Origin of the sequence: Vibrio albus (genome assembly GCF_003144035.1) — a bacterium.
In the GTDB taxonomy this organism is placed as follows: domain Bacteria; phylum Pseudomonadota; class Gammaproteobacteria; order Enterobacterales; family Vibrionaceae; genus Vibrio; species Vibrio albus.
Map to the genome: position 1 here is coordinate 542,725 of NZ_QFWT01000001.1, position 26,943 is coordinate 569,667.

General features: G+C 47.5%; 23 protein-coding genes and 16 tRNA genes. 25 read left to right on the plus strand and 14 right to left on the minus strand.

Going from position 1 to position 26,943, the window contains the following annotated elements:
• Positions 1–7 precede the first annotated feature (7 nt).
• Genes DI392_RS02380 through DI392_RS02395 form a run of 4 tightly spaced genes read right to left on the minus strand, consistent with a single transcriptional unit; the run spans position 8 to position 3,638 of the window.
• Positions 8–820 (minus strand): SDR family oxidoreductase, encoded by an 813-nt coding sequence (locus DI392_RS02380; protein WP_109318300.1) that lies wholly within the window; start codon positions 818–820, stop codon positions 8–10.
• A 10-nt stretch (positions 821–830) separates the two neighbouring features.
• On the minus strand, positions 831–1,514 hold the full coding sequence (locus DI392_RS02385) for an iron-containing redox enzyme family protein (protein ID WP_109318301.1): 684 nt from the start codon (positions 1,512–1,514) through the stop codon (positions 831–833).
• Positions 1,515–1,524: 10 nt separating this feature from the next.
• On the minus strand, positions 1,525–3,021 hold the full coding sequence (locus DI392_RS02390; RefSeq protein ID WP_109318302.1) for an AMP-binding protein: 1,497 nt from the start codon (positions 3,019–3,021) through the stop codon (positions 1,525–1,527).
• Positions 3,018–3,638, minus strand: a complete 621-nt coding sequence (locus DI392_RS02395) for a thermostable hemolysin (RefSeq protein WP_109318303.1) — start codon at positions 3,636–3,638, stop codon at positions 3,018–3,020. The genes DI392_RS02390 and DI392_RS02395 overlap by 4 nt, the downstream gene beginning before the upstream one ends.
• A gap of 224 nt (positions 3,639–3,862) precedes the next feature.
• Between DI392_RS02395 and DI392_RS02400 the strand changes: the two genes are divergently transcribed.
• Positions 3,863–4,369 carry a Fe3+-citrate ABC transporter substrate-binding protein gene (locus DI392_RS02400; RefSeq protein WP_109318304.1) on the plus strand — a complete coding sequence of 169 codons (507 nt, stop codon included), beginning with the start codon at positions 3,863–3,865 and terminating at the stop codon, positions 4,367–4,369.
• 64 nt (positions 4,370–4,433) lie between these two features.
• Here DI392_RS02400 and gltX read toward each other — a convergent pair whose 3' ends face one another.
• Positions 4,434–5,861 (minus strand): glutamate--tRNA ligase, encoded by a 1,428-nt coding sequence (gltX, locus tag DI392_RS02405; protein WP_109318305.1) that lies wholly within the window; start codon positions 5,859–5,861, stop codon positions 4,434–4,436.
• Positions 5,862–6,143: 282 nt separating this feature from the next.
• Between gltX and DI392_RS02410 the strand changes: the two genes are divergently transcribed.
• Positions 6,144–7,019, plus strand: a complete 876-nt coding sequence (locus DI392_RS02410; RefSeq protein WP_109318306.1) for a TraB/GumN family protein — start codon at positions 6,144–6,146, stop codon at positions 7,017–7,019.
• Between the two features lie 176 nt (positions 7,020–7,195).
• Here DI392_RS02410 and DI392_RS02415 read toward each other — a convergent pair.
• A tRNA-Pro gene (locus tag DI392_RS02415) sits at positions 7,196–7,272 on the minus strand.
• Positions 7,273–7,781: 509 nt separating this feature from the next.
• Here DI392_RS02415 and smrA point away from each other — a divergent pair.
• Positions 7,782–8,363: a DNA endonuclease SmrA gene (gene smrA / locus DI392_RS02420; protein WP_109318307.1), complete on the plus strand. Its 582-nt coding sequence runs from the start codon at positions 7,782–7,784 to the stop codon at positions 8,361–8,363.
• A 56-nt stretch (positions 8,364–8,419) separates the two neighbouring features.
• On the plus strand, positions 8,420–9,421 hold the full coding sequence (rluF, locus tag DI392_RS02425) for a 23S rRNA pseudouridine(2604) synthase RluF (protein ID WP_109318308.1): 1,002 nt from the start codon (positions 8,420–8,422) through the stop codon (positions 9,419–9,421).
• Here rluF and ybaK read toward each other — a convergent pair.
• From ybaK to hemA, 7 genes are all read right to left on the minus strand, one after another.
• Positions 9,418–9,891, minus strand: coding sequence for a Cys-tRNA(Pro) deacylase (gene ybaK, locus DI392_RS02430; protein WP_109318309.1), 474 nt, complete (start codon positions 9,889–9,891; stop codon positions 9,418–9,420). The genes rluF and ybaK overlap by 4 nt on opposite strands.
• An 87-nt stretch (positions 9,892–9,978) precedes the next feature.
• Positions 9,979–11,637: a bifunctional UDP-sugar hydrolase/5'-nucleotidase UshA gene (gene ushA / locus DI392_RS02435; RefSeq protein ID WP_109318310.1), complete on the minus strand. Its 1,659-nt coding sequence runs from the start codon at positions 11,635–11,637 to the stop codon at positions 9,979–9,981.
• Between the two features lie 194 nt (positions 11,638–11,831).
• A complete protein-coding gene (gene kdsA, locus DI392_RS02440; protein WP_109318311.1) occupies positions 11,832–12,683 on the minus strand; it encodes a 3-deoxy-8-phosphooctulonate synthase in 852 nt (283 codons plus the stop codon).
• Positions 12,684–12,700: 17 nt separating this feature from the next.
• Positions 12,701–13,513: a SirB1 family protein gene (locus tag DI392_RS02445; protein WP_109318312.1), complete on the minus strand. Its 813-nt coding sequence runs from the start codon at positions 13,511–13,513 to the stop codon at positions 12,701–12,703.
• A 17-nt stretch (positions 13,514–13,530) separates the two neighbouring features.
• Complete coding sequence (gene prmC, locus DI392_RS02450) at positions 13,531–14,391, minus strand: peptide chain release factor N(5)-glutamine methyltransferase (RefSeq protein WP_245883903.1); 861 nt, start codon at positions 14,389–14,391, stop codon at positions 13,531–13,533.
• A gap of 4 nt (positions 14,392–14,395) precedes the next feature.
• Entirely contained in the window at positions 14,396–15,484 is a 1,089-nt protein-coding gene (prfA, locus tag DI392_RS02455) for a peptide chain release factor 1 (RefSeq protein WP_109318313.1), read from the minus strand.
• Positions 15,485–15,502: 18 nt separating this feature from the next.
• Positions 15,503–16,759, minus strand: coding sequence for a glutamyl-tRNA reductase (hemA, locus tag DI392_RS02460; RefSeq protein ID WP_109318314.1), 1,257 nt, complete (start codon positions 16,757–16,759; stop codon positions 15,503–15,505).
• Positions 16,760–16,917: 158 nt separating this feature from the next.
• Here hemA and lolB point away from each other — a divergent pair, with 158 nt between their 5' ends.
• From lolB to DI392_RS02560, 20 genes are all read left to right on the plus strand, one after another.
• Positions 16,918–17,556: a lipoprotein insertase outer membrane protein LolB gene (gene lolB, locus DI392_RS02465; protein ID WP_109318315.1), complete on the plus strand. Its 639-nt coding sequence runs from the start codon at positions 16,918–16,920 to the stop codon at positions 17,554–17,556.
• Positions 17,553–18,425 carry a 4-(cytidine 5'-diphospho)-2-C-methyl-D-erythritol kinase gene (gene ispE, locus DI392_RS02470; protein ID WP_109318316.1) on the plus strand — a complete coding sequence of 291 codons (873 nt, stop codon included), beginning with the start codon at positions 17,553–17,555 and terminating at the stop codon, positions 18,423–18,425. The genes lolB and ispE overlap by 4 nt, the downstream gene beginning before the upstream one ends.
• 56 nt (positions 18,426–18,481) lie before the next feature.
• Complete coding sequence (locus tag DI392_RS02475; protein ID WP_109318317.1) at positions 18,482–19,429, plus strand: ribose-phosphate pyrophosphokinase; 948 nt, start codon at positions 18,482–18,484, stop codon at positions 19,427–19,429.
• Positions 19,430–19,695: 266 nt separating this feature from the next.
• Positions 19,696–20,286, plus strand: a complete 591-nt coding sequence (gene pth / locus DI392_RS02480) for an aminoacyl-tRNA hydrolase (RefSeq protein ID WP_109318318.1) — start codon at positions 19,696–19,698, stop codon at positions 20,284–20,286.
• A gap of 11 nt (positions 20,287–20,297) precedes the next feature.
• The gene (ychF, locus tag DI392_RS02485) at positions 20,298–21,389 is read left to right on the plus strand and encodes a redox-regulated ATPase YchF (protein ID WP_109318319.1); all 1,092 of its coding nucleotides are present in this window, start codon (positions 20,298–20,300) and stop codon (positions 21,387–21,389) included.
• A gap of 424 nt (positions 21,390–21,813) precedes the next feature.
• Positions 21,814–21,890, plus strand: a tRNA-Met gene (locus tag DI392_RS02490).
• A 49-nt stretch (positions 21,891–21,939) separates the two neighbouring features.
• A tRNA-Leu gene (locus tag DI392_RS02495) sits at positions 21,940–22,024 on the plus strand.
• A gap of 31 nt (positions 22,025–22,055) precedes the next feature.
• A tRNA-Gln gene (locus DI392_RS02500) sits at positions 22,056–22,130 on the plus strand.
• Between the two features lie 81 nt (positions 22,131–22,211).
• A tRNA-Met gene (locus DI392_RS02505) sits at positions 22,212–22,288 on the plus strand.
• 58 nt (positions 22,289–22,346) lie between these two features.
• A tRNA-Leu gene (locus tag DI392_RS02510) sits at positions 22,347–22,431 on the plus strand.
• A 33-nt stretch (positions 22,432–22,464) separates the two neighbouring features.
• A tRNA-Leu gene (locus DI392_RS02515) sits at positions 22,465–22,549 on the plus strand.
• A gap of 30 nt (positions 22,550–22,579) precedes the next feature.
• Positions 22,580–22,654, plus strand: a tRNA-Gln gene (locus tag DI392_RS02520).
• A gap of 109 nt (positions 22,655–22,763) precedes the next feature.
• A tRNA-Leu gene (locus DI392_RS02525) sits at positions 22,764–22,850 on the plus strand.
• Between the two features lie 30 nt (positions 22,851–22,880).
• A tRNA-Gln gene (locus DI392_RS02530) sits at positions 22,881–22,955 on the plus strand.
• A gap of 47 nt (positions 22,956–23,002) precedes the next feature.
• Positions 23,003–23,079 (plus strand) — tRNA-Met (locus tag DI392_RS02535).
• Positions 23,080–23,132: 53 nt separating this feature from the next.
• A tRNA-Leu gene (locus tag DI392_RS02540) sits at positions 23,133–23,217 on the plus strand.
• 31 nt (positions 23,218–23,248) lie between these two features.
• Positions 23,249–23,323 (plus strand) — tRNA-Gln (locus DI392_RS02545).
• Positions 23,324–23,453: 130 nt separating this feature from the next.
• Positions 23,454–23,538 (plus strand) — tRNA-Leu (locus DI392_RS02550).
• A 30-nt stretch (positions 23,539–23,568) separates the two neighbouring features.
• A tRNA-Gln gene (locus DI392_RS02555) sits at positions 23,569–23,643 on the plus strand.
• Positions 23,644–23,773: 130 nt separating this feature from the next.
• Positions 23,774–23,858, plus strand: a tRNA-Leu gene (locus DI392_RS02560).
• Positions 23,859–24,015: 157 nt separating this feature from the next.
• Here DI392_RS02560 and DI392_RS02565 read toward each other — a convergent pair.
• On the minus strand, positions 24,016–25,173 hold the full coding sequence (locus tag DI392_RS02565; protein ID WP_109318320.1) for a 2-octaprenyl-3-methyl-6-methoxy-1,4-benzoquinol hydroxylase: 1,158 nt from the start codon (positions 25,171–25,173) through the stop codon (positions 24,016–24,018).
• A gap of 299 nt (positions 25,174–25,472) precedes the next feature.
• Here DI392_RS02565 and miaB point away from each other — a divergent pair, with 299 nt between their 5' ends.
• Positions 25,473–26,894: a tRNA (N6-isopentenyl adenosine(37)-C2)-methylthiotransferase MiaB gene (miaB, locus tag DI392_RS02570; RefSeq protein WP_109318321.1), complete on the plus strand. Its 1,422-nt coding sequence runs from the start codon at positions 25,473–25,475 to the stop codon at positions 26,892–26,894.
• Positions 26,895–26,943 lie beyond the last annotated feature (49 nt).

Here is a 26,943-nt window from a genome sequence, read left to right on the forward strand (position 1 = left end):
TCCTCTCTCAGGATTTATCGGTGGCGTGATCCATATACTGGTAGATGGTGTCCTTCTGTTTATTGATAGAGCGGGAAACCATATCAGGAAGGATCTGATTCATACGGGCAAACAGTTTTTCCGGCCAGCCGATCCAGGTCGCACCGGGTTCATGTATCAACATATGGCTGACATACCGGGCAACCGTTTCCGGCTGGTCACAAGCATTCCCCAACTGTTTATTCATCTGACAGACCGCATCATTGTTCAGCTCGGTCTCTGTTGCCCGGGGAGCAAGATAAAGCACCCGGACCCCCGAACCACTCAGCTCACGGTCCATGGCTTCACTGAAACGATGAACGCCGGCCTTCGCCGCGCAATAGGCGGAATACCCTGGATACCCAATCGAACCGAACGTTGAGCCGATATTCAGCACAATACCCGGACGCGCTATCTGCTTCAGTACCATCTGAGTCAGCAGAATGGGGGTCGTCAGGTTCAGTTGAATTTCTCTTTCAAGCGATGCCGCACTACGCCGGGCCAGAGGGCTGAACTGGTTACTGCCTGCGTTATTGATCAACACGCTGATTTTTTTATCGTCTTCCACATACCGGCAAATTTGCTGTTGCAATGCCTCCATCCCTTCAGGCGTGGTGATATCCGCACTCAGGCTCTCATGCCTTCTGGGGTGAATCAGAGACTGGCGTAATTTCTCCAGTTTTTCCTTATTCCGCGCCACCAGAATAAGGTGAGCCCCCTGAGATTCCAGCTCAGTGGCTATTGCGCCGCCAATTCCGCCAGAAGCGCCGGTGAGCAGAACGTACTTCCCTTTTAAATCCATACGCTCCTCCTTATGCGGCCTGTGAAACTGAAACCAGCGGCAGCTCACGTAGCATCTGCCCGTAAAGCGAAAACACCATATTGGCGGAATCAATAATCGCCTGCTGGTCATCCGGGTTATCCACTTTATTCATCAGGTTCTCGAAGAACTTAATATGTTCCTGATCCAGCACACTGTGAGACGTCAGATAACTCATTGCCGTATCAGGAAGATCCAAAGAGGTTTTCACCAGTTGGGCCATCTGGCCACCAACCCCCACACTGGTTCCTTCCAGTACCCACACCATGCCGAACAGAGCCATTGGGTTATGGCGGTCAATCTGGTGATAAAGGAAAGCGACCATCAGTTCGATGGCTTGTCCGACTTTGCCTTCCTGCTGATTCAAGCGTACATCCCGGGCATTACCGCCACACTCACGAATATCGTTAAGAATCCATTCATGATGACCCTGTTCCTCTTCGATATACTCCGCGATCGCTTCTCGCAGCCACTCATCATCCGCCGTCAGTCGGCCTCCACACGCCATCAACAGAGGAACGGTATGTTTTACGTGATGAAACGCCTGAGTCAGAAAGGCGATATACATCTCCCGGCTGATATCGCCACGCGCGCAGGCTTCGAATACCGGAGCCTGTAACATATGTTGTTGTGCCTGTAATGTGTGTTGCTGTAACGTCTGGAAAAAATCACTCATCGTATTCACCTTATAGGGTCGCCATCACTGACGACTGAATGTTTATTAACTGACAGTCCGTTTGGGAACAGAAGTACGGCTGCTCTGCCAGCGTCTGCCTCACCCAGTGTTCGATCACCTCGCGAACCGGACGCCCGTTCGCCGTAAACCAGTGTTGTTTTGTTCTTAACTCCGGAACCACCAGTAACCGATGGATACGGGCATAATCCGGTAATGTGTCATTGAATTTTTGAATCTTATCGGCAATATTTTCCTGTGGGCTAATGACGGCACTGAGACGGCTCTCAGCCTCACCGGTGACAACCAGGGTACAGCCCGGCGCAAAGACCTGAGCCTGTGATTCAATCCATTCCGGTGAAATATTGCGGCCAAAGCTGGTGATGATCTGGTTCTTTTTACGGCCCTGCAGAGTTATAAACCCGTCATCATCCAGAGACGCTATATCGCCGGTGGCATACCACTCTCCGGAAAACGGTTCTCCCAGATAACCAAGCGCCACATTCCCCCGGACTAACAGCTCATTGTCCGCCGACAACGCCACGTTCATATGGGGCAGAACTTTTCCGCAACTGCCTGCTTTGCTGGCAAATGGCGTATTCAGGCTGACTACAGAGGCACATTCAGACAGTCCATACCCTTCATAAGCGGGTATACCCAGTTGATGCGCTCTGGTAATCAGTTCAGCCGCGACCCGGGCTCCGCCGACGGCGACAAAGTTGAGTGATTCCGCCAGCTCCGGATGAGCCTGAACGATTTGGATCAGAGCCATTAACAGGGCGGGGGTTAATACCAGACTATCGGGACGCTGCGCTACAAGCGCCCCGGTGAACGCCCTGGCATCAAACTGACTGGATCCGCTCAGTCCCAGACGGCTTCCCCGGAACACCACCGCTGTCACCCCCAGCAGTAACGGAACATAAATTCCCGTCACGTTTTCCAGCAAGGTAGACAGCGGCAGCAGAATCAGGTGGCGATGACTTTGTCCCTTGATTTCGGCCGCCAGTGTCGTACTGATACGTTCAAGGTTCATTACGCTCAGGCAAACCCCTTTGGGCGTGCCGGTTGAGCCAGAGGTAAAGGTGATCTTACCGGTGCCGGGTAAGATCTTATCCGTCCCGCTGACGGCTCTTTTATACACAGGTAAAGATTCAAGATGGGCAACCACTTCTCCGTAGCCCTGCCAGTCGCCGATCAGCACATCAGCTCCCGACTCTGTCAGCACATGCTGTACCTGCTGATCAGAAAAAAACGTCGGTATCGGTACAATGGCAATACCAGCCAGCATTGCCGACAGGTCAGCCACTATCCAGTCAAGGCTATTTTCCGCTTTCAGCGCGATGCAACGTGCATTCTGTCGTTGTAATACCTCTGCCGCATCTTCAATACGATCAAGCAGTTCCGCATACGTCAGCGTCTGCTCCTCGCCGGTAAAGTTCTCACCCCGAAATGCCACCAGCTCTGACCTTTCATTCGCATACTTACGTATTGCCTGTAAAATCGTACTCATACCTTCTTCCTGCTAAATGAATTTTCCGTGCTCTGCGAGCGCGATCTCAGCAATTCAAGGCCATGCCTGAGATTGCCGGCAAAGACTCTCGGCTGATACTGGTAATAGGAGCCCCATGTACTGGATGCATCCGGAATTTTCTCTGGATCAGCATCAGCAATCACCACAGGGTTCAGACCAAGTCTTTTCATCAGGGCATACAGGGGATCAGTGGCGGTAAAAATGCACCATTCCATCCCCTGCTCTACCAGGATTTCTGTCATTTTCAGAAAGTGGAAGTAAGAAATACCTTTCGCAAAGGAGCCCAGATGTCCGAATTCGACCAGACTTTCCCGGAGCACTGTGGCAGAAAAAGTTTCAGATAAGATAATTTCGGCCTGCTTCCCGAGATACTGTTCAAGAAACAGTGACTCTGAACCGGCTATGCGATAACCGCACAGCGATATAATCTGTTCAGACTGAGTCAATGCCGTATACACAGGCATAAAACTGTAGAGCTGAGCTTCGAAGGCTTGCTGATAACGCTCCCGGATTTGACAAACAGCCCGATCCCAAAATGGATGATGTCTGTCAATTACCTGCAGTTGTAACTCATTTGTATCAATACTGGCTTTCATCTCGTCATACTCTTGCTGATCTGATAATGACAAAGTACCTCACCAAACTTAAGAGACACTTAAGAAATAAAATATCAACAAGATATAGTAGAGCATCCACTCAAATTGATTATTAACTCAACAACAACATTTCATTAATAGGTTTTTCTCATATATGTTCTTTCATATATCGGTGGAATCTAATAATATCCACATAATAAATAGAATAATTTTTGATTTAGCTTATGAGTAAAAGCAATTTAGTGACGAATACCGGGCATAGATTTATTTCCAAAGGAAAAACTGCGTTTAAAGTTCATATTCACACCCCGGATGATAAGGTGTTACATCGCTCTGTCGGATTTGTAAGAATTGGCGAAGACAAAGCGCTAAAGAAGGCCATTTTGCTAAGAAATGAACTGGGTTACGATATGTGGGGTAGGTTCTGGAAGCGGATTCTTCAGGACCCGTACCTGATGACAAGACTGCCTCATGATCTGGAACCGAAAATTATATATAAAGCTCACGCAACTAAAGAAAATCCGGACCATAAGGAGCAATATTATATTGCGAAGTGGCGGGAATACCTGGAAAACGGAGCCTGTAAACACAGAAGCGTTCTATGCTCAATTAAGAAGTATGGAAAACTGGCTGCTTATTTGAAAACCAAGAAAAAATTACTGGAAGTTCATAAAGATAACCTTGAAATTCTGATGTTTATGGGACGGATAAACAGCATTGACCTCAAGTAAAAATGTTATAAAAATCCCGCTGATGCCAGCGGGATTTTTATATAAATGTTAATAAAATAAAAATTTATTGTGCATTCGCTTCACGCTCAGCAATAAACTCAAGAGCCATCTTGATGCGGGCAATCACGCGCTCTTTGCCTACCAATTGCATAACAGCATCAACTGAAGGTGACTGACCGCCACCCGTCACTGCAACACGCAGAGGCATGCCGATTTTACCCATGCCGATTTCCAGCTCTTCACACACTTCTTTGATGACGTTGTGAAGGTTTTCTGTTGTCCAGTCACTCAGAGCTTCCACTTTGCTCAGCGCCAGATCCAGAGGACCTTTTGCCACGCCGCGCAGATGCTTCTTCGCTGCAGCAGGATCGAACGCGTCAAAATCTTCGTAGAAATAACGAGACTGCTGTGCCAGTTCAACCAGAGTGTTACAACGTTCACCAACCAGTTTAATCACTTCTGTAATGGCTGGGCCATTGTCTTTGTTAATGCCTTGTTCATCCAGGTGCCACTGAAGGTGCTCCGCCACGTATTCAGGATCAGACGTCTTGATATAGTGGTTGTTCAACCATAGCAGCTTATCAGTGTTGAATGCCGAGGCTGATTTAGAAATCGCATCCAGACTGAACAGGTTAATCATTTCTTCACGAGAGAAGATTTCCTGATCACCATGAGACCAGCCCAGACGAACCAGATAGTTATTCAGTGCATTAGGCAGGTAACCTTCATCACGATACTGCATTACAGAAACCGCACCGTGGCGCTTAGACAGCTTGGCACCATCATCACCCAGAATCATTGCACAGTGAGCAAACGTCGGAATAGGTGCACCCAGCGCTTCATAAATGTTGATCTGACGAACGGTGTTATTGATATGGTCTTCACCACGAACAACATGAGTGATGCCCATATCCCAGTCGTCCACCACAACACAGAAGTTATAAGTAGGTGACCCATCGGTACGACGGATAATCAGATCATCCAGCTGTTCATTCGAAATCTCAATACGGCCACGGATCTGGTCATCAAAAACGACAGTGCCTTCTTTCGGGTTACGGAAACGGATAACACAAGGGTCGCCGTCTTTCGCCGCTTCGTTTACCGCTTTGATTTTAGGATGATTCGCATCATAGCGAGGTGTCTCTTTATTCGCTTCCTGCTCACCACGGATCTCATCCAACAGCTCTTTCGAGGCATAACATTTGTAAGCCTTGTCTTCTGCCAGAAGCTGATCAACGACTTCGTTGTAACGATCAAAACGTTTTGTCTGGTAATATGGGCCTTCATCCCATTCCAGTCCCATCCACGCCATGCCTTCAAGAATGGCATCTACCGCTTCCTGAGTTGAGCGCTCCAGGTCAGTGTCTTCGATACGCAGAACAAATTCACCACCCTGATTTTTTGCATAAAGCCATGAGTACAGTGCGGTACGCGCACCACCAACGTGCAGATAGCCAGTCGGGCTAGGAGCAAAACGAGTTTTAACCGTCATTTGAATTACCTTAAATTTTTATTTTGCAGAGAAACCGCACAGATACGGGCAAAAGTGGCGGTATTTTACCACCCTATAGCAATTCTACAACCAGCGTATCGCCTCTCATTAAGAGTAGTAACCAGTGAAAACTAAGTAACATTATTCGATGCACTACAAAGTTTAAAACAGGAAGTCAGCCAGAAATCTGGTAGAGTGAATACAACGTGTTTATCTTTCACCTCCTGTTTTGGGCAAAACTGCAAGAGCCCGCACGCTCTCAATCTAATAACAGAATTCTTGATGGTTATGTGTAAAAAAATCACCGCTTCTCTTTTTTTATGTTCGTTATTTTTTATTCAGAATGCTCTGGCCGAGCCTTTATACTGGAAGGCCGAAAAGGGCGCGCACGAACTTCTTATCTTCGGCTCTATTCATATGGGTACCCCAGATATGTACCCACTCCCGGAAACTATCATTGATCACTTACATCACAGTCAGGCACTGATCACTGAAATCAACCTTTCTGATGTTGCCGACCCTCAGTTTTATACAACAACAGAAATGACCAGAGATATTCTGAACGAACAGCAGAAAAAACGGCTCTCTGACATTGCCGATGAATTATCTCTTCCTGTTCCGATGTTGTTGGATCGCCCGTCCTGGCAAAGTGCTCTGGCACTGCAGATCACTCAATTTGTCCAGCTCGGCTTCAGCCCCGACTATGGTATCGACCAACACCTGACCAACCTGGCCTTAGGCAAGGATATTTCTATTCTTGGCCTGGAAACAGCAGGATATCAGCTGCAACTGTTTTCACAAGATAACCGTACCGGCCGCGTGCTTCTGATTGATACTCTTAATCACTGGGAAAGAAATAAGAAAATCAACCGCTGTCTGCTCGAAACATGGAAGGCTGGAAATTCCCACCAGCTACTGCAACTGGCAGATGAAAGCGAAATAGAGACAGAACTGACAGAACGCTTTATCTATACAAGAAATCAGAACTGGGCAGAGAAACTGGATGATCCGGCCTTTCTCACTAAGCCGGGCAAATACACCGTTGCCGTCGGCGCAATGCACCTGGTCGGCCCACAAAACCTGATCGACCTGCTGCGAAAGAAAGGGTTTAGCATAAACCGGCTATCCAAATCCGAACCTGTTGATTGTGAATTATAGAAGAGAGATTTCAGCTACAAACGCAAAAAACCCGTCACTATGGACGGGTTTCTTTAAGGTGGTCGGTGAAGAGCGTGTTTCAAGGAATGGCCGAACCCCCGACCCTCTGGTAACAAATCCAATATACAAAACTACAAACGCAAAAAAGCCTGTCACAAGGACAGGCTTTCTGAAAATGGTCGGTGAAGAGGGATTCGAACCCCCGACCCTCTGGTCCCAAACCAGATGCGCTACCAAGCTGCGCTATTCACCGAGAAGATTCCAAGGTTGAGAGCTTTGCTACTCACCGGGAACGGATGCGTATATTACGGATTATGGACAAAGACGCAAGGGATTTTCTGCACTTTTTTATGATTAAAGTTCAAATGCTCACTTTGCGTTCAAAATCAGCTGAAATGTGATAAAAAACACAACAATGAACACCCGTTTTTAACCAATTTGTAAAAATTGACCCAGATCAACATCCGATGAGTTACTACGTAATATTGTGTCCCTGTCTTCTTCGCTTTACCAGCTCAGGTTGTTAAGGCGACGTGTGACAAATCTCCTCACTAGATCGCTTAAGTAATAGTCAGGGTTGTGAACTTTTAACGAACAATGTAGTACAACCCCAACCTATTGCTCCGGAGTGGACAGATTGTTTGCTCCGGTTTTCTTTGCCCGGATCAGCCAATCCTTCATTACACTGTGTATTTTCGTTGTTTCTGAGACTTATAAATACGGGTATAATTAGTTTATTCAGCACTAACATGAGATGAAGTTATGTCTCACGATGACGATCTACAGCTGTTTCAGCAAATGATGGGAGACGTAAAACCCATCAAGCAGGATACCGCTCAGCACGACAAGGTCCATCAGGTTACCGATGCCCAGCTTGCCCGACAGGAAGCAGCCATCTGGCTGTCAGAAGAAGACCCGGAATACCTTTCCTTAGATAATGCCCCAATGGTCAAGCCTGAAGACTTCATCGAGTTCAAACGGGACGGAGTTCAGGATGGGGTATACCGGAAGCTCCGGTTGGGCAAGTACCCGGTGCAGGCCAGGTTAGATCTGCACAGAAAGAGCCTGGAAGAAGCCCGTGATGAAATCGTTAACTTTCTCCGCCAGTGTCTGCGCATGGATATCCGCACGGTGATTATCGTACACGGTAAGGGTGAGCGCTCTAACCCACCGGCATTGATGAAAAGTTATACTTCAGCCTGGTTAAAACAGATCAAAGATGTGATGTGTTTTCACAGTGCTCAACGCTACCATGGCGGTACCGGAGCCGTTTATGTATTACTGAGAAAGAGTGCCGAAAAGAAATTAGAAAACCGGGAAAAACACCAGAAACGTATGGCCTAGCACCATACTCAAATTTTAATCATCACCAGCCGTTGTGAAACGTTAGAGAGAACAACATGACACAAACACCAAAAACCACCCGCCTTAATAAATTTATCAGTGAAACGGGTTTTTGTTCCCGCCGTGAAGCGGACAGACTCATTGAACAAAACCGGGTGACTATTAATGGTTCTGTTCCGGAAATGGGAACTAAAGTTCAGCCCGGAGACGAAGTCCTGGTCGACGGACAGCCTCTCCGGAAGAAAGAAAAGCCCATTTATATCGCCTTAAATAAGCCGACGGGTATTACCTGTACGACCGAAAGAGACGTCCCGGGTAATATCGTTGATTATATCGGCCATAAGAAACGTATTTTCCCGATAGGTCGCCTGGATAAGCCTTCTGACGGTCTGATCTTTCTGACTAATGATGGTGATATCGTTAATAAAATCCTCCGGGCAGGTAACAATCACGAGAAAGAATACGTAGTACGGGTCGATAAACCGGTTACTCCTGAATTTCTCAAGCAGATGGCCTCCGGCGTTAAGATTCTGGATACCACAACTCTGCCGTGCAAGGTCACTAAAGAGACTAAGTTTTCTTTCCGCATTGTACTGACACAAGGCCTTAACCGTCAGATCCGCCGTATGTGTGAAGCCCTGGGCTATGAGGTATTTAAACTGCGCCGGGTACGTATCATGAACATCACCATCGATGGGATCCCTAATGGTAAATGGCGCTACCTGACTGATGACGAAGTGGCTGAGATTTTACGCATGAGCGAAGGCTCCAGCGGAACGGAAGAAGCCTCTAAGGTAGACAGTAAAGGCCGCCAGATCAGAAAAGCAACCGATGCGAAGCTGTTCGACAGTCGCGAAGAAAACAAAGATTCAAAAGCCAGACGTAATCAGAAACACAAAACCTTTAAAGGTAGAGGTGGTGACGAGTTTCGTCGTGCTCCTTCGAAAGGCCGGGCGCAGGCCAACAATGACGTACGCAAAACTGACAGAAAACCGAATTCAAATAAACCGGCGAATAAACCACGGGTTGGCGGAACACTTAGCCTGAAAAAAGGTTAAGCCGTCAAAGGTACAAACTGAGCTCGTGTCAGAGCAGCTAAATCCTTTGGCGCGAGTTCGATTTCCAGTCCTCTTTTCCCGGCAGAAACACAAATGGTTTGCTGAGGTTCAGCCGTTATATCAATATAAGTCGGCAGTGATTTTTTCTGTCCCAACGGGCTGATGCCCCCCACGACATAACCGGTCGTTTTCTGGGCAATGTCTGGATCCGCCATCTCGGCCTTTTTCGCTTTAAACGCTTTTGCAGCAGCTTTCAGGTTTAGCTTTTCCGCCACCGGAATAATCGCTACTGCCAGATTTTTCGGTTCGCCGTTAACACAAAACAGCAGAGTCTTATACACACGGGTCGGGTCCTGCCCCAGCACTTCCGCCGCTTCCAGACCATAACTCTTACAGTTCGGATCATGCTGATACTGATGCACGGTATGGGGAATTTTTTTCTTTTTCGCGAGATTAATTGCAGGTGTCATCTTTTTTCTTTCCAAAACTACAAGGCGATACTTAAGTAAAACCTAAGTACCGCCCTAATCTATGCCTTTTGTTTTATACAGGCAAGTCTATTTATAGACGACTTCACCAGCAGGTTGATACAGGCTCACATCCAGAGGTGAGTGTGCTTCAAGGTAAGCTTTCAATACCTCTGCATCCACAAAACCAGTATTCACATAGCCTGGATGGGAGGTCAGTTTAGGGTAACCATCCCCGCCTGCGGCATTAAAGCTTGGTACGGTAAAGCGATACATCACGTCTTTATCCAGCGCCTTGCCACCGATCATCACATCACTCACCTTGTCACCCTGCACCGTCATGGAGATACCGGCAAACTGGGCATAAGCGCCGGAGTCAACCGGTTTGGTTGCCACAACATTCAGGTAATCCAGAACTTCACTGCCCTTCATATCGGTATAGGTCAGTGCATTCGCAAATGGCTGAACCGTGAGTACATCTTTATAAGTCACGTCACCGGCATCGATAGACGCCCTGACACCACCAGAGTTCATCACAGCAAAGTCAGCTTTGGCCCGCTCCATATGTGCAGTAGCAATCAGGCGTCCCAGATTTGTCTGCTGGAAACGAACAATATTGCGCTCACCTTCCAGCCGGTCATTGATAGAAGCAATTTTAACATTCAGCTGGTCCTGACCACGTTCCTGATACGGCTGCAAGAAAGCCTTCATTTCCGGATCCTGTGGAATTTCTTTCTCTATGAAGACCCTTTTCTTCTCGCCGTTCACTTTGATCTTTTTCTTCAGGTTAACCGGGATCAGGTCATAGCTGACCATGTTAAGCTCGCCGTTTCTGAATTCAAAATCAGCGCGGCCAACATACTTACCCCATTCGTGAGCCTGTACAATCCAGGTACCGTTCTGACTGTCAGGTTTACAATCGTCTCCCGGTTTGAAATTTTTGTCGTACATATTCGGGCCTTCCATACAGACAGGCTCCTGAGAGTGACCGCCAACAATCATATCCAGATCGCCTTCGTCAAGATAACGGGCAAGTGCGACATCACCGGGTGCGTTTACTCCGCTATTTGCATTGGCATAGTGACCCATATGTGTCACAGCAAAAATAAGATCTGGATTTTCTGTTTCCTTGATTTCAGCAATCAGTTTTTTCGCTTCTTCTTTCGGATCACGGAAGTCCAGTGTACTGATATATTCCGGGTTACCGATTTTCATCGTGTCTTCGGTTGTCAGACCAATCAGAGCAATTTTGATACCCTGTTTTTCAAACATCTGATAAGCCTGATACTTGCGCTTGCCTGTTGCCTTATCATAGATATTTGCGGATAACATCGGGAAGTTAGCCCACTGCATCTGCTTCTCCAGTACAGCCAGAGAATTGTCAAACTCATGGTTACCCAGCGCCATGGCATCATAACCCAGTCTGTTCATACCCTTGAAGTCAGGCTCAGCATCCTGAAGGTCTGATTCCGGTACCCCGGTATTGATATCCCCACCCGATAGCAGCAGCACACTGCCGCCTTCGGCACGAACCTCTTCACGCAACTGATCAACCAGAGTCTTACGTGCTGCCATGCCATACTCACCGTATTTATTGTTCCAGAAACGGCCATGATGGTCGTTCGTGTGCAGAACCGTGAGTATGTACGTTTGATCTTGTTCCCATGCCGGAGCCTGTGACGCGCAACCGGAAAGCACAGCGATAACGGCTGCACTCAGAGCTGTTTTCAGAATTAAGTGTCCCTTCATTCTATTTACCTATCTTTATTGTTATGGTTACGATCCCCTTTTCAGGTGATCCTCTACTTTGTGTTGAGCTAGTGTAAGGTAGCATTCCACCTGATTCATTGCCATTGCATTAATATGTTATGTCAATCGCAAAGCACAAAAAAGCCGACCCTGTTGGGCCGGCTATATTGTCAGATTTTATTAACTTAAATGTGTTACTTGATATCGATGTGAGCAAAGCCTTTAATCAGGTCATCCAGCGCTTTCATCTGCGTCAGGAATGGCTCCAGCTTGTCCAGAGGCAATGCTGATGGGCCATCACAACGCGCATTATCCGGATCCGGATGCGCTTCAATAAACAGACCAGCGATACCCGTTGCCAGACCGGCTTTTGCCAGTTCAACCGTCTGCTCCCGACGACCACCCGATGCCGCGCCGGTTGGATCACGCATCTGCAGTGAATGGGTTACATCAAAGATAATAGGGCTGCCGTTAGAGACCTTTTTCATCACACCAAAGCCCAGCATATCCACGACCAGGTTATCGTAACCATGGCAAGAGCCGCGCTCACAAAGAATCACCTGCTCGTTACCACATTCAGCGAATTTTTCGACGATATTGCCAACCTGACCCGGGCTCATAAACTGTGGTTTTTTCACATTAATCACCGCACCGGTTTTCGCCATCGCTTCAACCAGATCAGTCTGACGAGCCAGAAATGCCGGCAGCTGAATCACATCAACCACATCAGCAACAGGCTGAGCCTGGGCTTCGGTGTGGATATCAGTAATAATTTTTACACCAAAGGTGTCTTTCAGCTCCTGAAAGATTTTCATCCCTTCTTCAAGACCCGGACCACGATAAGAGTGAACAGAACTGCGGTTAGCTTTGTCAAAAGAAGCCTTAAATACATAGGGAATGCCCAGCTTATCGGTCACTTTTACGTAGTATTCGCAAATCTGCATTGCCAGATCACGTGACTCCAGTACATTCATTCCGGCAAACAGGGTGAAAGGTTTGTCGTTTGCTACCGGAATATCACCGATATGCACGGTTTTCTGTTCCATGTTGTTCTCTCTATTTATTAGTGGATCGTTATTGAAGTTTCATTCAGCGCATTCACCTGAAGCTTTAACAGTTTAGCTCCCGGATCATCCGGACACTGGTCAATAAAAAACTGATAATCTGATTTTGCGACCTGCAGGCAATCCAGTTGCTGGTAGATAAAACCACGGTCACGTATTTCATACGGGTCATCCGGTACAAACGTCAGCGCCAGATCAGTACATTTCAGAGCCAGCGTATAACGCTCTTCTCGCAACAAGGCACTTTTCATAATCGCCAGCCAGCGTCCGATCAACGTCGGATGATCAGCCGATTTCAGGTGCTTCGGCTCCAGTTTTGCCAACGGTCCTTCCTGACCGATCAGCCAGGCGTGCAGAATGTGTTCTGCAACATACTCGCCATCAAATGGGTTGATATAACTTGGCCGATTTTTATGTTGCCAGCATACTTTAATCAAAAATTGAGTAGGAAAAGCGACACCTTCAACAGGAAATCCCAGTTTTCGGCCAAGGTACAACAGTAAAGAGCCCAAACTGACAGGAATACCTTTTTTCCGTTCCAGAACCTTATCAATAAAAACATTGTCTGAGGAAAAGTAGGCGTCATTATCTCCGGTAAACTGCCACTCCTGATAAAAAAGGCGCAAAAAGGATTCAAACTTCTGTTCCTGATCGGCTTCATGCGCCAGATACAGCTCTGCTTCTTTCAGCAACCGGGCAAGTTCCTGTTCTGCCCAGTGTACATTGGTGTCGAAGTCAATCGCACGGTTCAGTGCCAGTGCCCCTTCCACCAGTTCCATATTGTCTAAATCTTCATCAAACAATTCAAACATACATCTTAATCCGTCTATCACTTTAACTGACCAAGGGTCACTCGATCGTTACCGGCGTAGTCCTGCTCAGTGGTTACATGCTGATAGCCAAGCTCTTTCATCAGCTCACGCACGGCTTCCCCCTGCTCATATCCATGTTCAAACAGCAGCCAGCCTGACTGTTGAAGATATCCTCTGGCCAGAGTCGCAATATGGCGAATATCTGCCAGACCTTTTTCTTCGGCAACCAGTGCACTGACAGGCTCAAAGCGAACATCACCCTGACTCAGGTGTGGATCATGTTTGTCAATATATGGCGGGTTCGACACTATTAAAGCAAACTTCGTTCCACCTTCTATAGGGTCAAACCAACTGCCATTCAGGAAACGGGTATTAGTCAAATGAAGGTTTTGTGCATTTTCCGTTGCCAGTTGCCGGGCTTCCGTACGGATATCCACGCCAACCACCTGACAATCCGGAAGCTCTGATGCCAACGCCAATGCAATGGCTCCCGTTCCGGTTCCAAGATCCAGAATAGATGCCGGTACCGACGGCGCTTTGTCCAGAGCTAATTCCACCAGCCTTTCTGTGTCTGGACGGGGGATTAACGTAGAAGGCGAAACCTTTAACGGCAGTGACCAGAATTCCCGTTCTCCGGTAATATAAGCAACGGGTTCACCAGCCGTTCTGCGGGCTAAAACAGCCTGAAACGCCTGATACTGCTCGGCAGTGAGAAGTCTGTCAGGCCAGGTCAGAAGGTAGCTGCGCGGCTTATCCAATACATGGCAAAGCAATACCGCAGCATCCAGAGACGGTGATTCACTGCCACTACTTTGCAACTCTGTGATAGCGGCTTTCAGAGCATCTTCGATGCACGGCATAGTCTGGTTATCAGCCATTCGGTTAGTTCTGTTCAGCTAATGCTGCCAGTTGATCAGCCTGATGCTCCTGAAGCACCGGATCCACCAGAGACTGCAGATCACCTTCCATCACTTCCGACAGACGGTAAAGCGTCAGGTTAATCCGATGGTCAGAAACCCGTCCCTGCGGATAGTTATAAGTACGAATTCGGTCGCTTCGGTCACCGGAACCTAACAGATTACGACGGGTATCTGACACTTCAGCGGCACGGCGGGCTTCTTCTGCCTGAATAATACGAGCCGCCAGAACGGACATCGCTTTGGCTTTGTTCTTATGCTGGGAACGCTCATCCTGACACTCAACCACGGTGCCTGTCGGTAAGTGGGTGATCCGGATAGCCGAATCCGTGGTGTTAACGTGCTGACCACCGGCACCTGACGCGCGGAAGGTATCAATTTTCAGATCGCCAGCTTTAATTTCCGGCAGGTCAGCCTCCGGGATCTCCGGCATTACCGCCACGGTACAGGCAGAGGTATGTACACGCCCCTGAGATTCCGTGGCAGGAACGCGCTGCACACGGTGACCACCTGATTCAAATTTCAGAATGCCGTACGCACCATCACCAACCACTTTCGCGATCATCTCTTTATAACCGCCCTGCTCAGATTCATTCGCGCTCATGACTTCAATGCGCCAGCCCTGCTTTTCTGCATAGCGGCTGTACATACGGAACAGATCGCCCGCAAAGATACCCGCTTCATCACCGCCAGCACCGGCACGGATTTCAAGGAAGCAGTTGCGCTCATCGTTTGGATCTTTCGGCAGCAACAGGATTTGCAGCTCGTCCGTCAGTTTTTCAATTAACGCCTGAGCTTCGCTGATTTCTTCCTGCGCCATTTCACGCATTTCTTCATCATCTTCGTTCGCCATCTCCTGGGCGGCTGCCAGGTCTTCCTGTGCCTGCTGATAAGCCTGGAAGCATTTGGTCACTTCTTCCAGTTGCGAATACTCTTTCGATAATGCACGGAATTTTTCCTGATCACCAATCACATCGGGATCACCAAGGAGGTGCTGAACTTCCTCGTATCGCTCTACAAGGGTTTCCAGCTTAGTTAAAATAGATGCTTTCATACGTCTTCTTAAATTAGGTTAGAGGTCGTCCAGACCAAGGCTCTGTCTGATGACAGATAATTTTTCTGAATCTCCCTGTTCCGCAGCACTTTGCAATGCTCTGGTCGGAGCATGGATCAGTTTATTCGTCAGTTTGTTGCTCAGCTCCAGTAACACACGTTCCGGATCGCTGCCTGAAGATAACGCCTGCAGACTTTTTTCGATTAACTCTTCACGGATATGGTTCGCTGAACTTCGGTACTCGCGAATACTGTCGACAGCCCGAAGAGAACGCAGCCAGTTCATAAAGGCGTCACTTTCTTCATCGATGATGGCTTCTGCCTGTACTGCTTCGACTTTCCGTTGTTCCAGGTTCTGCTGAACGATAGATTGCAAATCATCCACTGTATACAGGTAAGCATCATTCAGTTCCCCGACCTGAGTCTCCACATCCCGTGGAACCGCAATGTCGATTAACAGAATAGGCTGATGTCTGCGTGCTTTTAATGCGCTTTCCACCATCCCTTTCCCGATGATCGGCAAAGGGCTGGCTGTGGAACTGATGACGATATCTGCTTTGTGCATATGTTCCGGAATTTCAGGCAAACTGATGACATCAGCACCAAACTCAGAGGCCAGTTCGAGCGCCCTCTCACGAGTCCGGTTTGCAACAATCATTTTATGGCAGCCACTGTCCGATAAGTGTCTGGCTACCAGCTCGATAGTTTCTCCGGCCCCAACCAGCAAAACGGTTGAGTTTTCCAGAGTCTCAAAAATCTGCCGGGCAAGCGTACAGGCCGCATAGGCGACAGATACCGCATTACCGCCAATTTCTGTTTCCGTTCTTACCCTTTTGGCTACCGAAAATATTTTCTGAAACAATTTCTCCGTCAGACCATCCACGGTCTGGTGAGCCCGGCCGGAAAAGTAAGCCTGCTTCACCTGCCCGAGGATCTGCGGCTCTCCCAGGATCAGAGAATCGAGCCCACAAGCCACCCTCATCAGATGGCGGACGGCTTTCTGGTCTTCATGCAAATACAAACTTGATGCCAATTCATCAATAGGAACCTGATGAAAGGAAGCCAGCCACTCTACGACCTGCTTTTTATCCGCAATGTTTGCATCGCAGTAAATCTCTGTTCTGTTGCAGGTAGATACAATCACGCTACCGCTGATATCTGGGTTGGCTTTCAGTTGCTTAAGAGCCTCTGTTTGTTTTTCAGGGGAAAAAGCGACTTTCTCACGCAACTCAACCGATGCAGTATTGTGATTGATACCGATGGCAAGCAAGGACATTAACTCGGAGTTCTCAATCTGGAATATTAATAAGCCCTAAATTTTACTTGATGGTCATGAGTAATAAAAGAGCGGAAGGGATTTGTTTTATAGTGTTAAGGACTAAAATGGTATAGTTTGCTCTATAAACCCCTCAGATGAACAAAGAACGACCAACAATGCTTAAGCCCAGTCTGTCACAAACATTCAACCAGCTTCTTCTGCTCATTTTCACAACGCTTTACCTCGCTGGATGTGAGTCAGTTCCTGAAGAATCTCAGTTAAACGTTCAGTTTGAACCACACCGCCAGCGGCTGGAGAGTATCCAGAATTATCAGCTCAGAGGCAAACTGGGCTACCTTTCTCCGGATCAGCGTCAAAGTCTGAATTTCACCTGGAACCGCACTCCGGAAGCAAGCCAGCTTCGTCTGACGTCTTTTCTGGGGCAGACCGTACTCAACCTGACAATAACACCGGAAGGTGCGAAAGCGGTCACCAGTGACGGAGAAGTCTATCGCCACCCTAGTCCGAACGCTTTGGTTTATCAGTTAACGGGACTGGTGCTACCCATCACCTATATGCAGGACTGGATAAAAGGCCTGCCGACTGCTGCGGACAATTTTACCCTGAATGATACCAATACGGTTGCCACTCTCAATAAACTAACCGGATTACAGCGTTGGGAAATGCAGTACCTCAGCTATCAAACCGTGAGTAGCGCGGAGTTTGGTGCGATTCCATTACCTTATAAAATGCAGCTTACCCAAAGCGACTTCACCCTGAAAATTGTGATCTCAAAATGGACTCTTAACGGATGATAACGGATACCACCTACTGGCCTTCACCGGCAAAACTGAACCTGTTCCTCTATATTACCGGACGAAGAGATAACGGTTACCACGATCTGCAAACCCTGTTTCAGTTTCTCGATTACGGCGACAAGCTTGCTATTACCGCGAATAACAGTGGGAGCATAACCCTGACTCCTGAGATTAAAGGGGTACCGCTGAAAGACAACCTGATCTGGAAAGCGGCGAATGCACTACAGGAAAAATCAGGCTGTCACTATGGCGCACATATTGAACTGGACAAGATACTTCCTATGGGGGGAGGCATTGGTGGTGGCTCTTCCAATGCAGCGACCACACTCGTCGCTCTCAACTTTTTATGGCAAACCGGCCTGAGTGATGATGATTTAGCCGAAATAGGTCTCAAACTGGGCGCAGATGTCCCTGTATTTGTCAGAGGTTTTGCCGCTTTTGCTGAAGGTGTAGGGGAAAAACTGGTAAAATCTGAGCCGGAAGAGAAATGGTACCTGGTGGTTCGTCCCGATGTCAGCATTTCTACTGCCGATATTTTTACTCACCCGGATCTGACCAGAAACTCGCCAAAACGCCCTCTCCAGGAGCTGTTATCTGGATCACAGGAAAACGATTGCGAAAAAATCGTGAGAATGCTCTATCCAGAGGTTGATAAGCAACTTTCATGGCTGCTACAATACGCGCCGTCAAGATTGACGGGCACCGGATCCTGCGTTTTTTCAGTGTTTAATACGCAAAAAGACGCACAAGACACCCGTGCAATGCTCTCTGACAATGTCTCTGCTTTTATCGCACAGGGCAAGAATATTTCCCCCCTGTATGAGACACTGACTGAATACGCAGCGCAATACAAAGTTCGCTGCTAAACTTAGTCCCTTAGCCACTCTTTTTAAAAACTGGACGCAAACCTGAGGTTTCCACCGTGCCTGATATGAAGCTATTTGCTGGTAACGCAACACCTGAACTAGCCCAACGTATTGCTGATCGTCTATACATTTCTCTTGGTGATGCTACTGTTGACCGTTTCTCTGATGGAGAAATTGCAGTACAAATTAACGAAAATGTTCGTGGTAGCGATGTATTCATCATCCAATCAACCTGTGCCCCAACTAACGATAACCTGATGGAGCTGGTAGTGATGATTGATGCAATGCGCCGTGCTTCAGCAGGCCGTATTACAGCTGTAATCCCATATTTCGGTTATGCACGTCAAGATCGTCGCGTACGCTCTGCCCGTGTGCCAATTACAGCAAAAGTCGTTGCCGACTTCCTGTCTAACGTTGGCGTAGACCGAGTACTGACTATTGATCTGCATGCAGAACAAATTCAGGGCTTCTTCGATGTTCCTGTAGACAACATCTTCGGTACTCCGGTACTGCTTGAAGATATGATGAACCGTGACCTTGAGTCTCCGGTCGTTGTTTCTCCTGACCTTGGCGGTGTTGTTCGTGCCCGTGCAACAGCCAAAGCACTTAACAACATTGATATCGCTATCGTTGACAAACGTCGCCCTCGTGCCAACGTATCAGAAGTGATGAACCTTATCGGTGAAGTTGAAGGTCGAGACTGCCTGATTGTTGACGACATGATCGACACCGGCGGTACTCTGTGTAAAGCCGCTGAAGCTCTGAAAGAACGTGGTGCGAAGCGTGTATTTGCTTACGCGACTCACCCGGTATTCTCTGGTAATGCAGCGAAGAACATCAAGAACTCTGTGCTGGATCAGGTTATCGTAACTGACTCTATCCCTCTGTCTAAAGAAATGGCAGCAACAGGAAAAGTAACACAGCTAACTCTGTCTACTATGCTGGCTGAAGCTATCCGCCGTATCAGCAACGAAGAGTCTGTTTCTGCGATGTTTAATCACTAATAAGTGTTTAACCACTAACAGAGACCAGATTAAGACGAAAAAAGCTTGCTACCCCTTATAAGGGTGGTGAGCTTTTTTGTTTTTTAATGAAAGCTTTTTTATTTTTTAATGAAAAGAGTACAGAGCGCTTCGCTTCCAGAATACAGGAAATCATCTGGACGTTGGTCCCCTTCATGGTGTTCGCACCCACTCTGTAATCTGTACTCTTCATCACATTTTTGTGCTACTATACGGCGCTTTTTGATATTCCAAGAGAGATTCCAACCTTGAGTCAGCAAATTAAACTTCTTGTTGGTCTGGCTAATCCTGGACCTGAGTACACCAGAACTCGCCATAACGCGGGGGCATGGGTCGTTCAGGAACTGGCCCGTGTGCATAATGTCACACTGAAAAATGAAGCAAAGTTCTTCGGGCTAACCGGCCGCCTCATGGTGAACGGACACGATCTCCGCCTGTTGATCCCGACCACGTTTATGAACCTGTCAGGTAAGGCCATTGCCGCTATGGCTAAGTTTTACCAGTTCGAACCGGAAGAGATTATGGTCGCTCATGATGAGCTGGATCTTCCTCCCGGTGTTGGCAAGTTCAAAAAAGGTGGAGGTCACGGCGGGCATAATGGTCTGAAAGACACCATCAGCAAACTTGGAAACAATAAAGATTTCTACCGTCTTCGGATTGGCATCGGCCACCCGGGACATAAAGACAGGGTTTCTGGCTATGTGCTGGGTAAAGCACCGGCCAAAGAGCAGGAGTGTCTGGATGCCGTCGTGGACGAGTCCGTTCGCAGCATCGACATTCTTCTTAAAGATGGCCTGACAAAAGCACAAAATCGCTTACATACGTTCAAAGCAGAATAAGGTTTATAATCATGGGTTTTAAATGTGGCATCGTTGGTCTGCCAAACGTTGGTAAATCAACTCTGTTCAACGCACTAACAAAAGCTGGCATCGAAGCAGCCAACTTCCCTTTCTGTACTATCGAGCCAAATACAGGTGTGGTTCCGGTTCCTGATCCTCGCATGGATGCACTGGCTGAAATCGTAAACCCACAGCGTGTACTGCCAACCACTATGGAGTTTGTTGATATCGCAGGTCTGGTTGCCGGTGCTTCTAAAGGTGAAGGTTTAGGTAACAAATTCCTGGCAAACATCCGCGAAACTGACGCGATTGGTCACGTTGTTCGCTGTTTTGAGAATGAAAACATCGTTCACGTTGCAGGTAAAATTCACCCTCTGGAAGATATCGAAATCATCAACCTGGAACTGGCTCTGGCCGATCTGGATACCTGTGAGCGCGCTATTCAGCGTCAGGCAAAACGTGCCAAAGGCGGTGACAAAGACGCTAAGTTCGAAATCACGGTACTGGAAAAACTGCTTCCGGTACTGACTGAAGGCGGAATGGCTCGTAGTGTCGAACTGGCAAAAGAAGAACTGGCAGCAGTTGGCTACCTGAACTTCCTGACGCTAAAACCGACCATGTACATTGCCAACGTAAATGAAGACGGCTTTGAAGATAACCCATACCTGGACATGGTTCGTGAACACGCCTCACATGAAAACGCTGTCGTAGTTCCGGTTTGTGCTGCGATTGAATCTGAACTGTCTGAACTGGACGATGAAGATCGTGAAGAATTTCTTGCTGACATGGGCATCGAAGAACCAGGCCTGAACCGGGTTATTCGCTCTGGTTATGAACTGCTGGCACTGCAAACTTACTTTACCGCTGGTGTAAAAGAAGTTCGCGCCTGGACTATTCCTGTCGGAGCAACAGCACCTCAGGCTGCCGGTAAGATCCACACTGACTTTGAAAAAGGCTTTATCCGTGCTGAAGTTGTCGGTTATAACGACTTTATTCAGTATCGCGGTGAAAGCGGTGCAAAAGAAGCCGGTAAATGGCGTCTGGAAGGAAAAGATTACATCGTTAAAGATGGTGATGTCGTTCACTTCCGCTTTAATGTTTAATAACACAAACTAGAAACTAGAAACTAGAAACTAGAAACTAGAAACTAGAAACTAGAAACTAGAAACTGTAAAAGCTTATCAATCCCTTCTGGATTGGTAAGCTTTTTTGTTTTTATAGTCTCTAACTTCTAGGAGCGAAGCGTTCTAGCCTCTTGAAACTTGTATTCATGCAGCTTCCGATACCCACTTTCTATTCTTTTCACTCACTCGTCACGAGAAAGAAACAAAAACAACCCAATCCCCCACAGCCATATTTTTACCACTTTTCGATCACAAAAAGCCCTCTTTGTTTAAAATTGAAGCGAACAACCTTAAAAACCCAATTTATTCAAAAAAACAGTTGACGCTTTTCCTGCATATACGCATAATGCGCTCCGTCCTCGGCACTGAGACAACTTAGCGTCAGGACAGAAAATTAGGAAATGGCTACGTAGCTCAGTTGGTTAGAGCACATCACTCATAATGATGGGGTCACAGGTTCGAATCCCGTCGTAGCCACCATTTCCTGAGTACTTTTCTTTCTTATGAAAAAGAGTTTTCAGGAAATTATGCGGAAGTGGCGGAATTGGTAGACGCACCAGATTTAGGTTCTGGCGCCGCAAGGTGTGAGAGTTCAAGTCTCTCCTTCCGCACCATAATTTAGAAATATTCGCTGAATATTTCCGTAGGGCTATCGCCAAGCGGTAAGGCAGCGGCTTTTGATGCCGCCATTCCCTGGTTCGAATCCAGGTAGCCCTGCCATTATTTAAATGGTGAAATTTTTTTGAAATTATCACTATTATTCGAGTTGAGATTATATTATATTGTCTCGCTCATTTTGATGGCTACGTAGCTCAGTTGGTTAGAGCACATCACTCATAATGATGGGGTCACAGGTTCGAATCCCGTCGTAGCCACCATTTATTTTGTTTGTTAGCTTTTACCAATTAGCTGATAAACCTGTAGAAAACTTGAGACGCGGAAGTGGCGGAATTGGTAGACGCACCAGATTTAGGTTCTGGCGCCGCAAGGTGTGAGAGTTCAAGTCTCTCCTTCCGCACCATCTCAATGATTCTACAAAAGTTAGACCGAATATGCGGAAGTGGCGGAATTGGTAGACGCACCAGATTTAGGTTCTGGCGCCGCAAGGTGTGAGAGTTCAAGTCTCTCCTTCCGCACCATATTCAATGTTAGTTCGTTGAACTATCTGCAGGGCTATCGCCAAGCGGTAAGGCAGCGGCTTTTGATGCCGCCATTCCCTGGTTCGAATCCAGGTAGCCCTGCCATTATTTATAATAATGGTACAGGCAGCGGCTTTTGATGCCACAGCTTATCTCCCTGATTCGGAGTCAGCTCAGCCTTTCATTATTTACAATTTGAAAAAACAACCACAATGCGGTGGTGGCGGAATTGGTAGACGCGCTAGCTTCAGGTGCTAGTGTCCGCAAGGACGTGAGGGTTCAAGTCCCTCCCTCCGCACCAAGTTTATACTTGAATCAGGTTGTTTTCAGTAGGGCTATCGCCAAGCGGTAAGGCAGCGGCTTTTGATGCCGCCATTCCCTGGTTCGAATCCAGGTAGCCCTGCCATTATTCAGTTTCTTAAGAAATGTTTATTTTCTTAGAAACATCAGAGTGGCTACGTAGCTCAGTTGGTTAGAGCACATCACTCATAATGATGGGGTCACAGGTTCGAATCCCGTCGTAGCCACCATTTATTTCGTTTATCAGCTTTTACCAATTAGTTGATAGACTAAAAATTAAGTTGCGGAAGTGGCGGAATTGGTAGACGCACCAGATTTAGGTTCTGGCGCCGCAAGGTGTGAGAGTTCAAGTCTCTCCTTCCGCACCATTATTCAGAAATGTTCATTGAACATTTTCGTAGGGCTATCGCCAAGCGGTAAGGCAGCGGCTTTTGATGCCGCCATTCCCTGGTTCGAATCCAGGTAGCCCTGCCATTATTTACAATTGGTTGATAAAGCATGATTTTTGATGCCCCGGGCTACCTCCCTGGTTCAAAATCAAATTGTCCAACCATTACAACTTCTTATTGGAATCCAATTCATCCGGTAAGAATACAGAATTGATGCGGAAGTGGCGGAATTGGTAGACGCACCAGATTTAGGTTCTGGCGCCGCAAGGTGTGAGAGTTCAAGTCTCTCCTTCCGCACCATATTCAATGTTAGTTCGTTGAACTATCTGCAGGGCTATCGCCAAGCGGTAAGGCAGCGGCTTTTGATGCCGCCATTCCCTGGTTCGAATCCAGGTAGCCCTGCCATTATTTATAATTGGTTGATAAAGCATGATTTTTGATGCCCCGGGCTACCTCCCTGGTTCGAAATCAAGTTGCCCAACCATTACAACTTCTTATTGGAATCCAATTCAGCCAATAAGAATACAGAATTGATGCGGAAGTGGCGGAATTGGTAGACGCACCAGATTTAGGTTCTGGCGCCGCAAGGTGTGAGAGTTCAAGTCTCTCCTTCCGCACCATCATTAAGAAACCCGGTGATTTTTATCATCGGGTTTTCTTTTTGTCTCGAAATATAGATAGTAGACAGAAATCGAACGCAGACACGCATGAACCCATCCCTGGGGCTCCGCTTTGCCATCCATGGCAAAGAGGGTCTGCTGATCGAGTATCTTGACGCTATAGCCCCACTGCATACTTAAGGATCTGCTTTTTTAGTATTCCGGCATTGTCAGTCGCTTTTAATACCGCGTTTCTTAACAGCTTCAAAGGCAAGTGATCATTACTGAAACCTTTGTAAAACAGATCCATACCGCTCTGCATCAGTAAGTTGTCTGCCCGACGCTTTCTTTCATAACGGTTCAGCGCATCGTCACTGTCCCACTGCTCACAATCCAGAACATCCAGTAGCACTTTTACATCCTTAAAGCCCAAGTTCACTCCCTGCCCGGCTAAAGGGTTAATGGTGTGGGCTGCATCCCCCACCAGTACACAACGCGCCTTGTGATATGCCTGGGCGTGTCGACGGGTTAGAGGGAAAGATCCTTTCTGCAAAACCGTTACACCTTGTAGCTCTTCAGGAAACTGCTCTTCTATTTCTTTAGCTAATTTTTCCGAAGTCATTTGGGATAACTGCCGGATACGCTGCGGCGAGTCATACCAGACCAGAGAGCCCTGATGGCCGGGAAGAGGAAGAAACGCCCTCGGCCCGGTTGGAGTAAACCACTGCCAGGTAATATCCTGCTGGGGCAGCTCTGTCTCAACATTTATTAACATACAGTGCTGGCGATAATCCCAGGCCGTAATCCCGATCCCACATTGCTGACGTACTTTTGAGTTGGCCCCATCGGCACCAATCACCAGCAATGACTGAATTTCCTTGCCGGACTCTAGTACCACCGTATTTTTCTCTTTCCCGGGAATGACTTTTTCCAGCCGCTCCGGGCAAAGCAGATGTAATTCCGGATAAGCAGAAAACTGCTGCCACAACCCCAGTTGGATCAGACGGTTCTCGACAATAAAACCAAGCTCATCGATACCCAGAGAATCCGCATTAAAATGAACCCGGCACTCCTCAAGCTCCCAGGTTTCCAGCCTGCGATACGGACACACCCGCATATCCCGAATTGCGTGCCATGCGCCAAGCTCTTCAAGCAGTGTCACTGAAGTATGTGAAATGGCTGAAACACGGATGTCCATCGATTGATCCGAAGCAAAAGCAGCCGGCTCAGCCCCTTCAACTACCGCGACTTTTTTTCCTTGCTTTGCCAACCCCAGCGCAGTCGCTGCTCCTACCATTCCGCCACCAATGATGGTGACATCAAATACTTCTGTCATGGCTCACTATTACCTGCTGAATTTATTTGCTTTTTATTGTACCCGAATCTGTAAAAAATTTTCTCATAACCCCTTATAAAATGAGGTCTTCAAACGAATTACCGATAGTTTTACCACACCTCTGGTCAGGTGGTTTTTAAAGCAGTACAATACGCGGCTTGCCAGAGTGTGTTGACTTTAAAACACCTCTTTGAGCAAATACCGAATACAACAGAAGCAGTGTTTTTAAAAGCCGAACGCTTTAAAAGTAAAGTTATTAAAAACAAGGCCTTGAAAAAATAGTTACGAGCGAATGTCAAATGAGTAAGAAACTTCTAATCAAAACCTGGGGCTGTCAGATGAATGAATACGATTCATCCAGAATGGTCGATCTTCTGAGTACTGATGGCTATGAGCTGACAGACATTCCTGAGGAAGCAGATGTCTTATTACTTAACACTTGCTCGATTCGTGAAAAAGCTCAGGAAAAAGTCTTCCACCAGCTAGGCCGCTGGAAAAACCTGAAAGACAAAAACGAGAATGTCGTTATCGGCGTTGGCGGCTGTGTTGCGAGCCAGGAAGGCGACCATATCCGTGAACGTGCACCGTTTGTCGATGTCATCTTTGGCCCGCAGACGCTGCACCGCCTGCCTCATATGATCAAAGCATCACAAAGCGAGCATGCTCCGGTTGTTGATATATCTTTCCCGGAAATTGAAAAATTTGACCGTCTGCCGGAACCAAGCGCCGATGGTGCAACGGCATTTGTGGCGATTATGGAAGGTTGCTCTAAGTACTGTACTTACTGTGTGGTTCCATATACCCGTGGCGAAGAAATCAGCCGTCCGCTGGATGATGTATTGTTTGAAATCGCACAGCTTGCCGAGCAAGGCGTCCGTGAAGTAAACCTTTTGGGTCAGAATGTGAATGCCTATCGTGGTCCTACCCACGAAGGTGAAATCTGCTCTTTCGCGGAACTGCTGCGCATGGTAGCAACCATTGATGGCATTGACCGTATCCGTTTCACCACCAGCCATCCGCTGGAATTCACTGACGATATCATCGCTGTATACGAAGACACGCCGGAACTGGTCAGCTTCCTGCACCTGCCGGTACAAAGCGGCTCTGACCGGGTTCTGACTCGCATGAAGCGCCCTCAGACGGCTATCGAGTATAAATCGATTATCCGTAAGCTGCGCAAGGCGCGTCCTGATATTCAAATCAGCTCTGACTTTATCGTCGGCTTCCCGGGAGAAACTGACGAAGACTTTCAGGCCACCATGAAGCTTATCCGCGATGTCGATTTTGATATGAGCTTTAGCTTTATCTTCTCCCCTCGCCCGGGTACGCCAGCAGCTGACTACCCTTGCGATCTGTCGGAAGAGACCAAGAAACAGCGCTTATACGAGCTGCAGCAACAGATAAATACTCAGGCAATGCGCTATTCTCGCCAGATGCTCGGCACAGAACAACGTATTCTGGTAGAAGGGCCATCGAAAAAAGATTTGATGGAGCTACGAGGCCGTACTGAGAATAACCGTGTGGTTAACTTTGTAGGCTCAGCTGACCTGATCGGACAATTCGTTGATGTGAAAATCACCGACGTATTCCCGAACTCACTGCGTGGTGAACTTCTACGTACCGAACAGGAAATGGGTCTTCGTAGTATGACTTCTCCGGCCGAAATGATGGAGAAAACCCGTCGCGAAGACGAGCTGGGTGTAGCGACTTTTACACCGTAATCTATAATTAAGCCGGGGCCCGGTCACAATCGGGCTCCAAAGGCAGAAT

Coding starts and splice junctions, on each gene's coding strand:
- prfA (WP_109318313.1), bottom strand. CDS start 15,484: ATGAAAGCATCTATTTTAACTAAGCTGGAAACCCTTGTAGAGCGATAC.
- miaB (WP_109318321.1), top strand. CDS start 25,473: ATGAGTAAGAAACTTCTAATCAAAACCTGGGGCTGTCAGATGAATGAA.
- ybaK (WP_109318309.1), bottom strand. CDS start 9,891: ATGACACCTGCAATTAATCTCGCGAAAAAGAAAAAAATTCCCCATACC.
- ushA (WP_109318310.1), bottom strand. CDS start 11,637: ATGAAGGGACACTTAATTCTGAAAACAGCTCTGAGTGCAGCCGTTATC.
- lolB (WP_109318315.1), top strand. CDS start 16,918: ATGCTTAAGCCCAGTCTGTCACAAACATTCAACCAGCTTCTTCTGCTC.
- ispE (WP_109318316.1), top strand. CDS start 17,553: ATGATAACGGATACCACCTACTGGCCTTCACCGGCAAAACTGAACCTG.
- prmC (WP_245883903.1), bottom strand. CDS start 14,391: ATGGCTGATAACCAGACTATGCCGTGCATCGAAGATGCTCTGAAAGCC.
- gltX (WP_109318305.1), bottom strand. CDS start 5,861: ATGACGGTTAAAACTCGTTTTGCTCCTAGCCCGACTGGCTATCTGCAC.
- DI392_RS02410 (WP_109318306.1), top strand. CDS start 6,144: ATGGTTATGTGTAAAAAAATCACCGCTTCTCTTTTTTTATGTTCGTTA.
- DI392_RS02395 (WP_109318303.1), bottom strand. CDS start 3,638: ATGAAAGCCAGTATTGATACAAATGAGTTACAACTGCAGGTAATTGAC.
- rluF (WP_109318308.1), top strand. CDS start 8,420: ATGACACAAACACCAAAAACCACCCGCCTTAATAAATTTATCAGTGAA.
- kdsA (WP_109318311.1), bottom strand. CDS start 12,683: ATGGAACAGAAAACCGTGCATATCGGTGATATTCCGGTAGCAAACGAC.
- DI392_RS02565 (WP_109318320.1), bottom strand. CDS start 25,173: ATGACAGAAGTATTTGATGTCACCATCATTGGTGGCGGAATGGTAGGA.
- DI392_RS02380 (WP_109318300.1), bottom strand. CDS start 820: ATGGATTTAAAAGGGAAGTACGTTCTGCTCACCGGCGCTTCTGGCGGA.
- DI392_RS02385 (WP_109318301.1), bottom strand. CDS start 1,514: ATGAGTGATTTTTTCCAGACGTTACAGCAACACACATTACAGGCACAA.
- DI392_RS02400 (WP_109318304.1), top strand. CDS start 3,863: ATGAGTAAAAGCAATTTAGTGACGAATACCGGGCATAGATTTATTTCC.
- DI392_RS02445 (WP_109318312.1), bottom strand. CDS start 13,513: ATGTTTGAATTGTTTGATGAAGATTTAGACAATATGGAACTGGTGGAA.
- hemA (WP_109318314.1), bottom strand. CDS start 16,759: ATGTCCTTGCTTGCCATCGGTATCAATCACAATACTGCATCGGTTGAG.
- smrA (WP_109318307.1), top strand. CDS start 7,782: ATGTCTCACGATGACGATCTACAGCTGTTTCAGCAAATGATGGGAGAC.
- ychF (WP_109318319.1), top strand. CDS start 20,298: ATGGGTTTTAAATGTGGCATCGTTGGTCTGCCAAACGTTGGTAAATCA.
- DI392_RS02390 (WP_109318302.1), bottom strand. CDS start 3,021: ATGAGTACGATTTTACAGGCAATACGTAAGTATGCGAATGAAAGGTCA.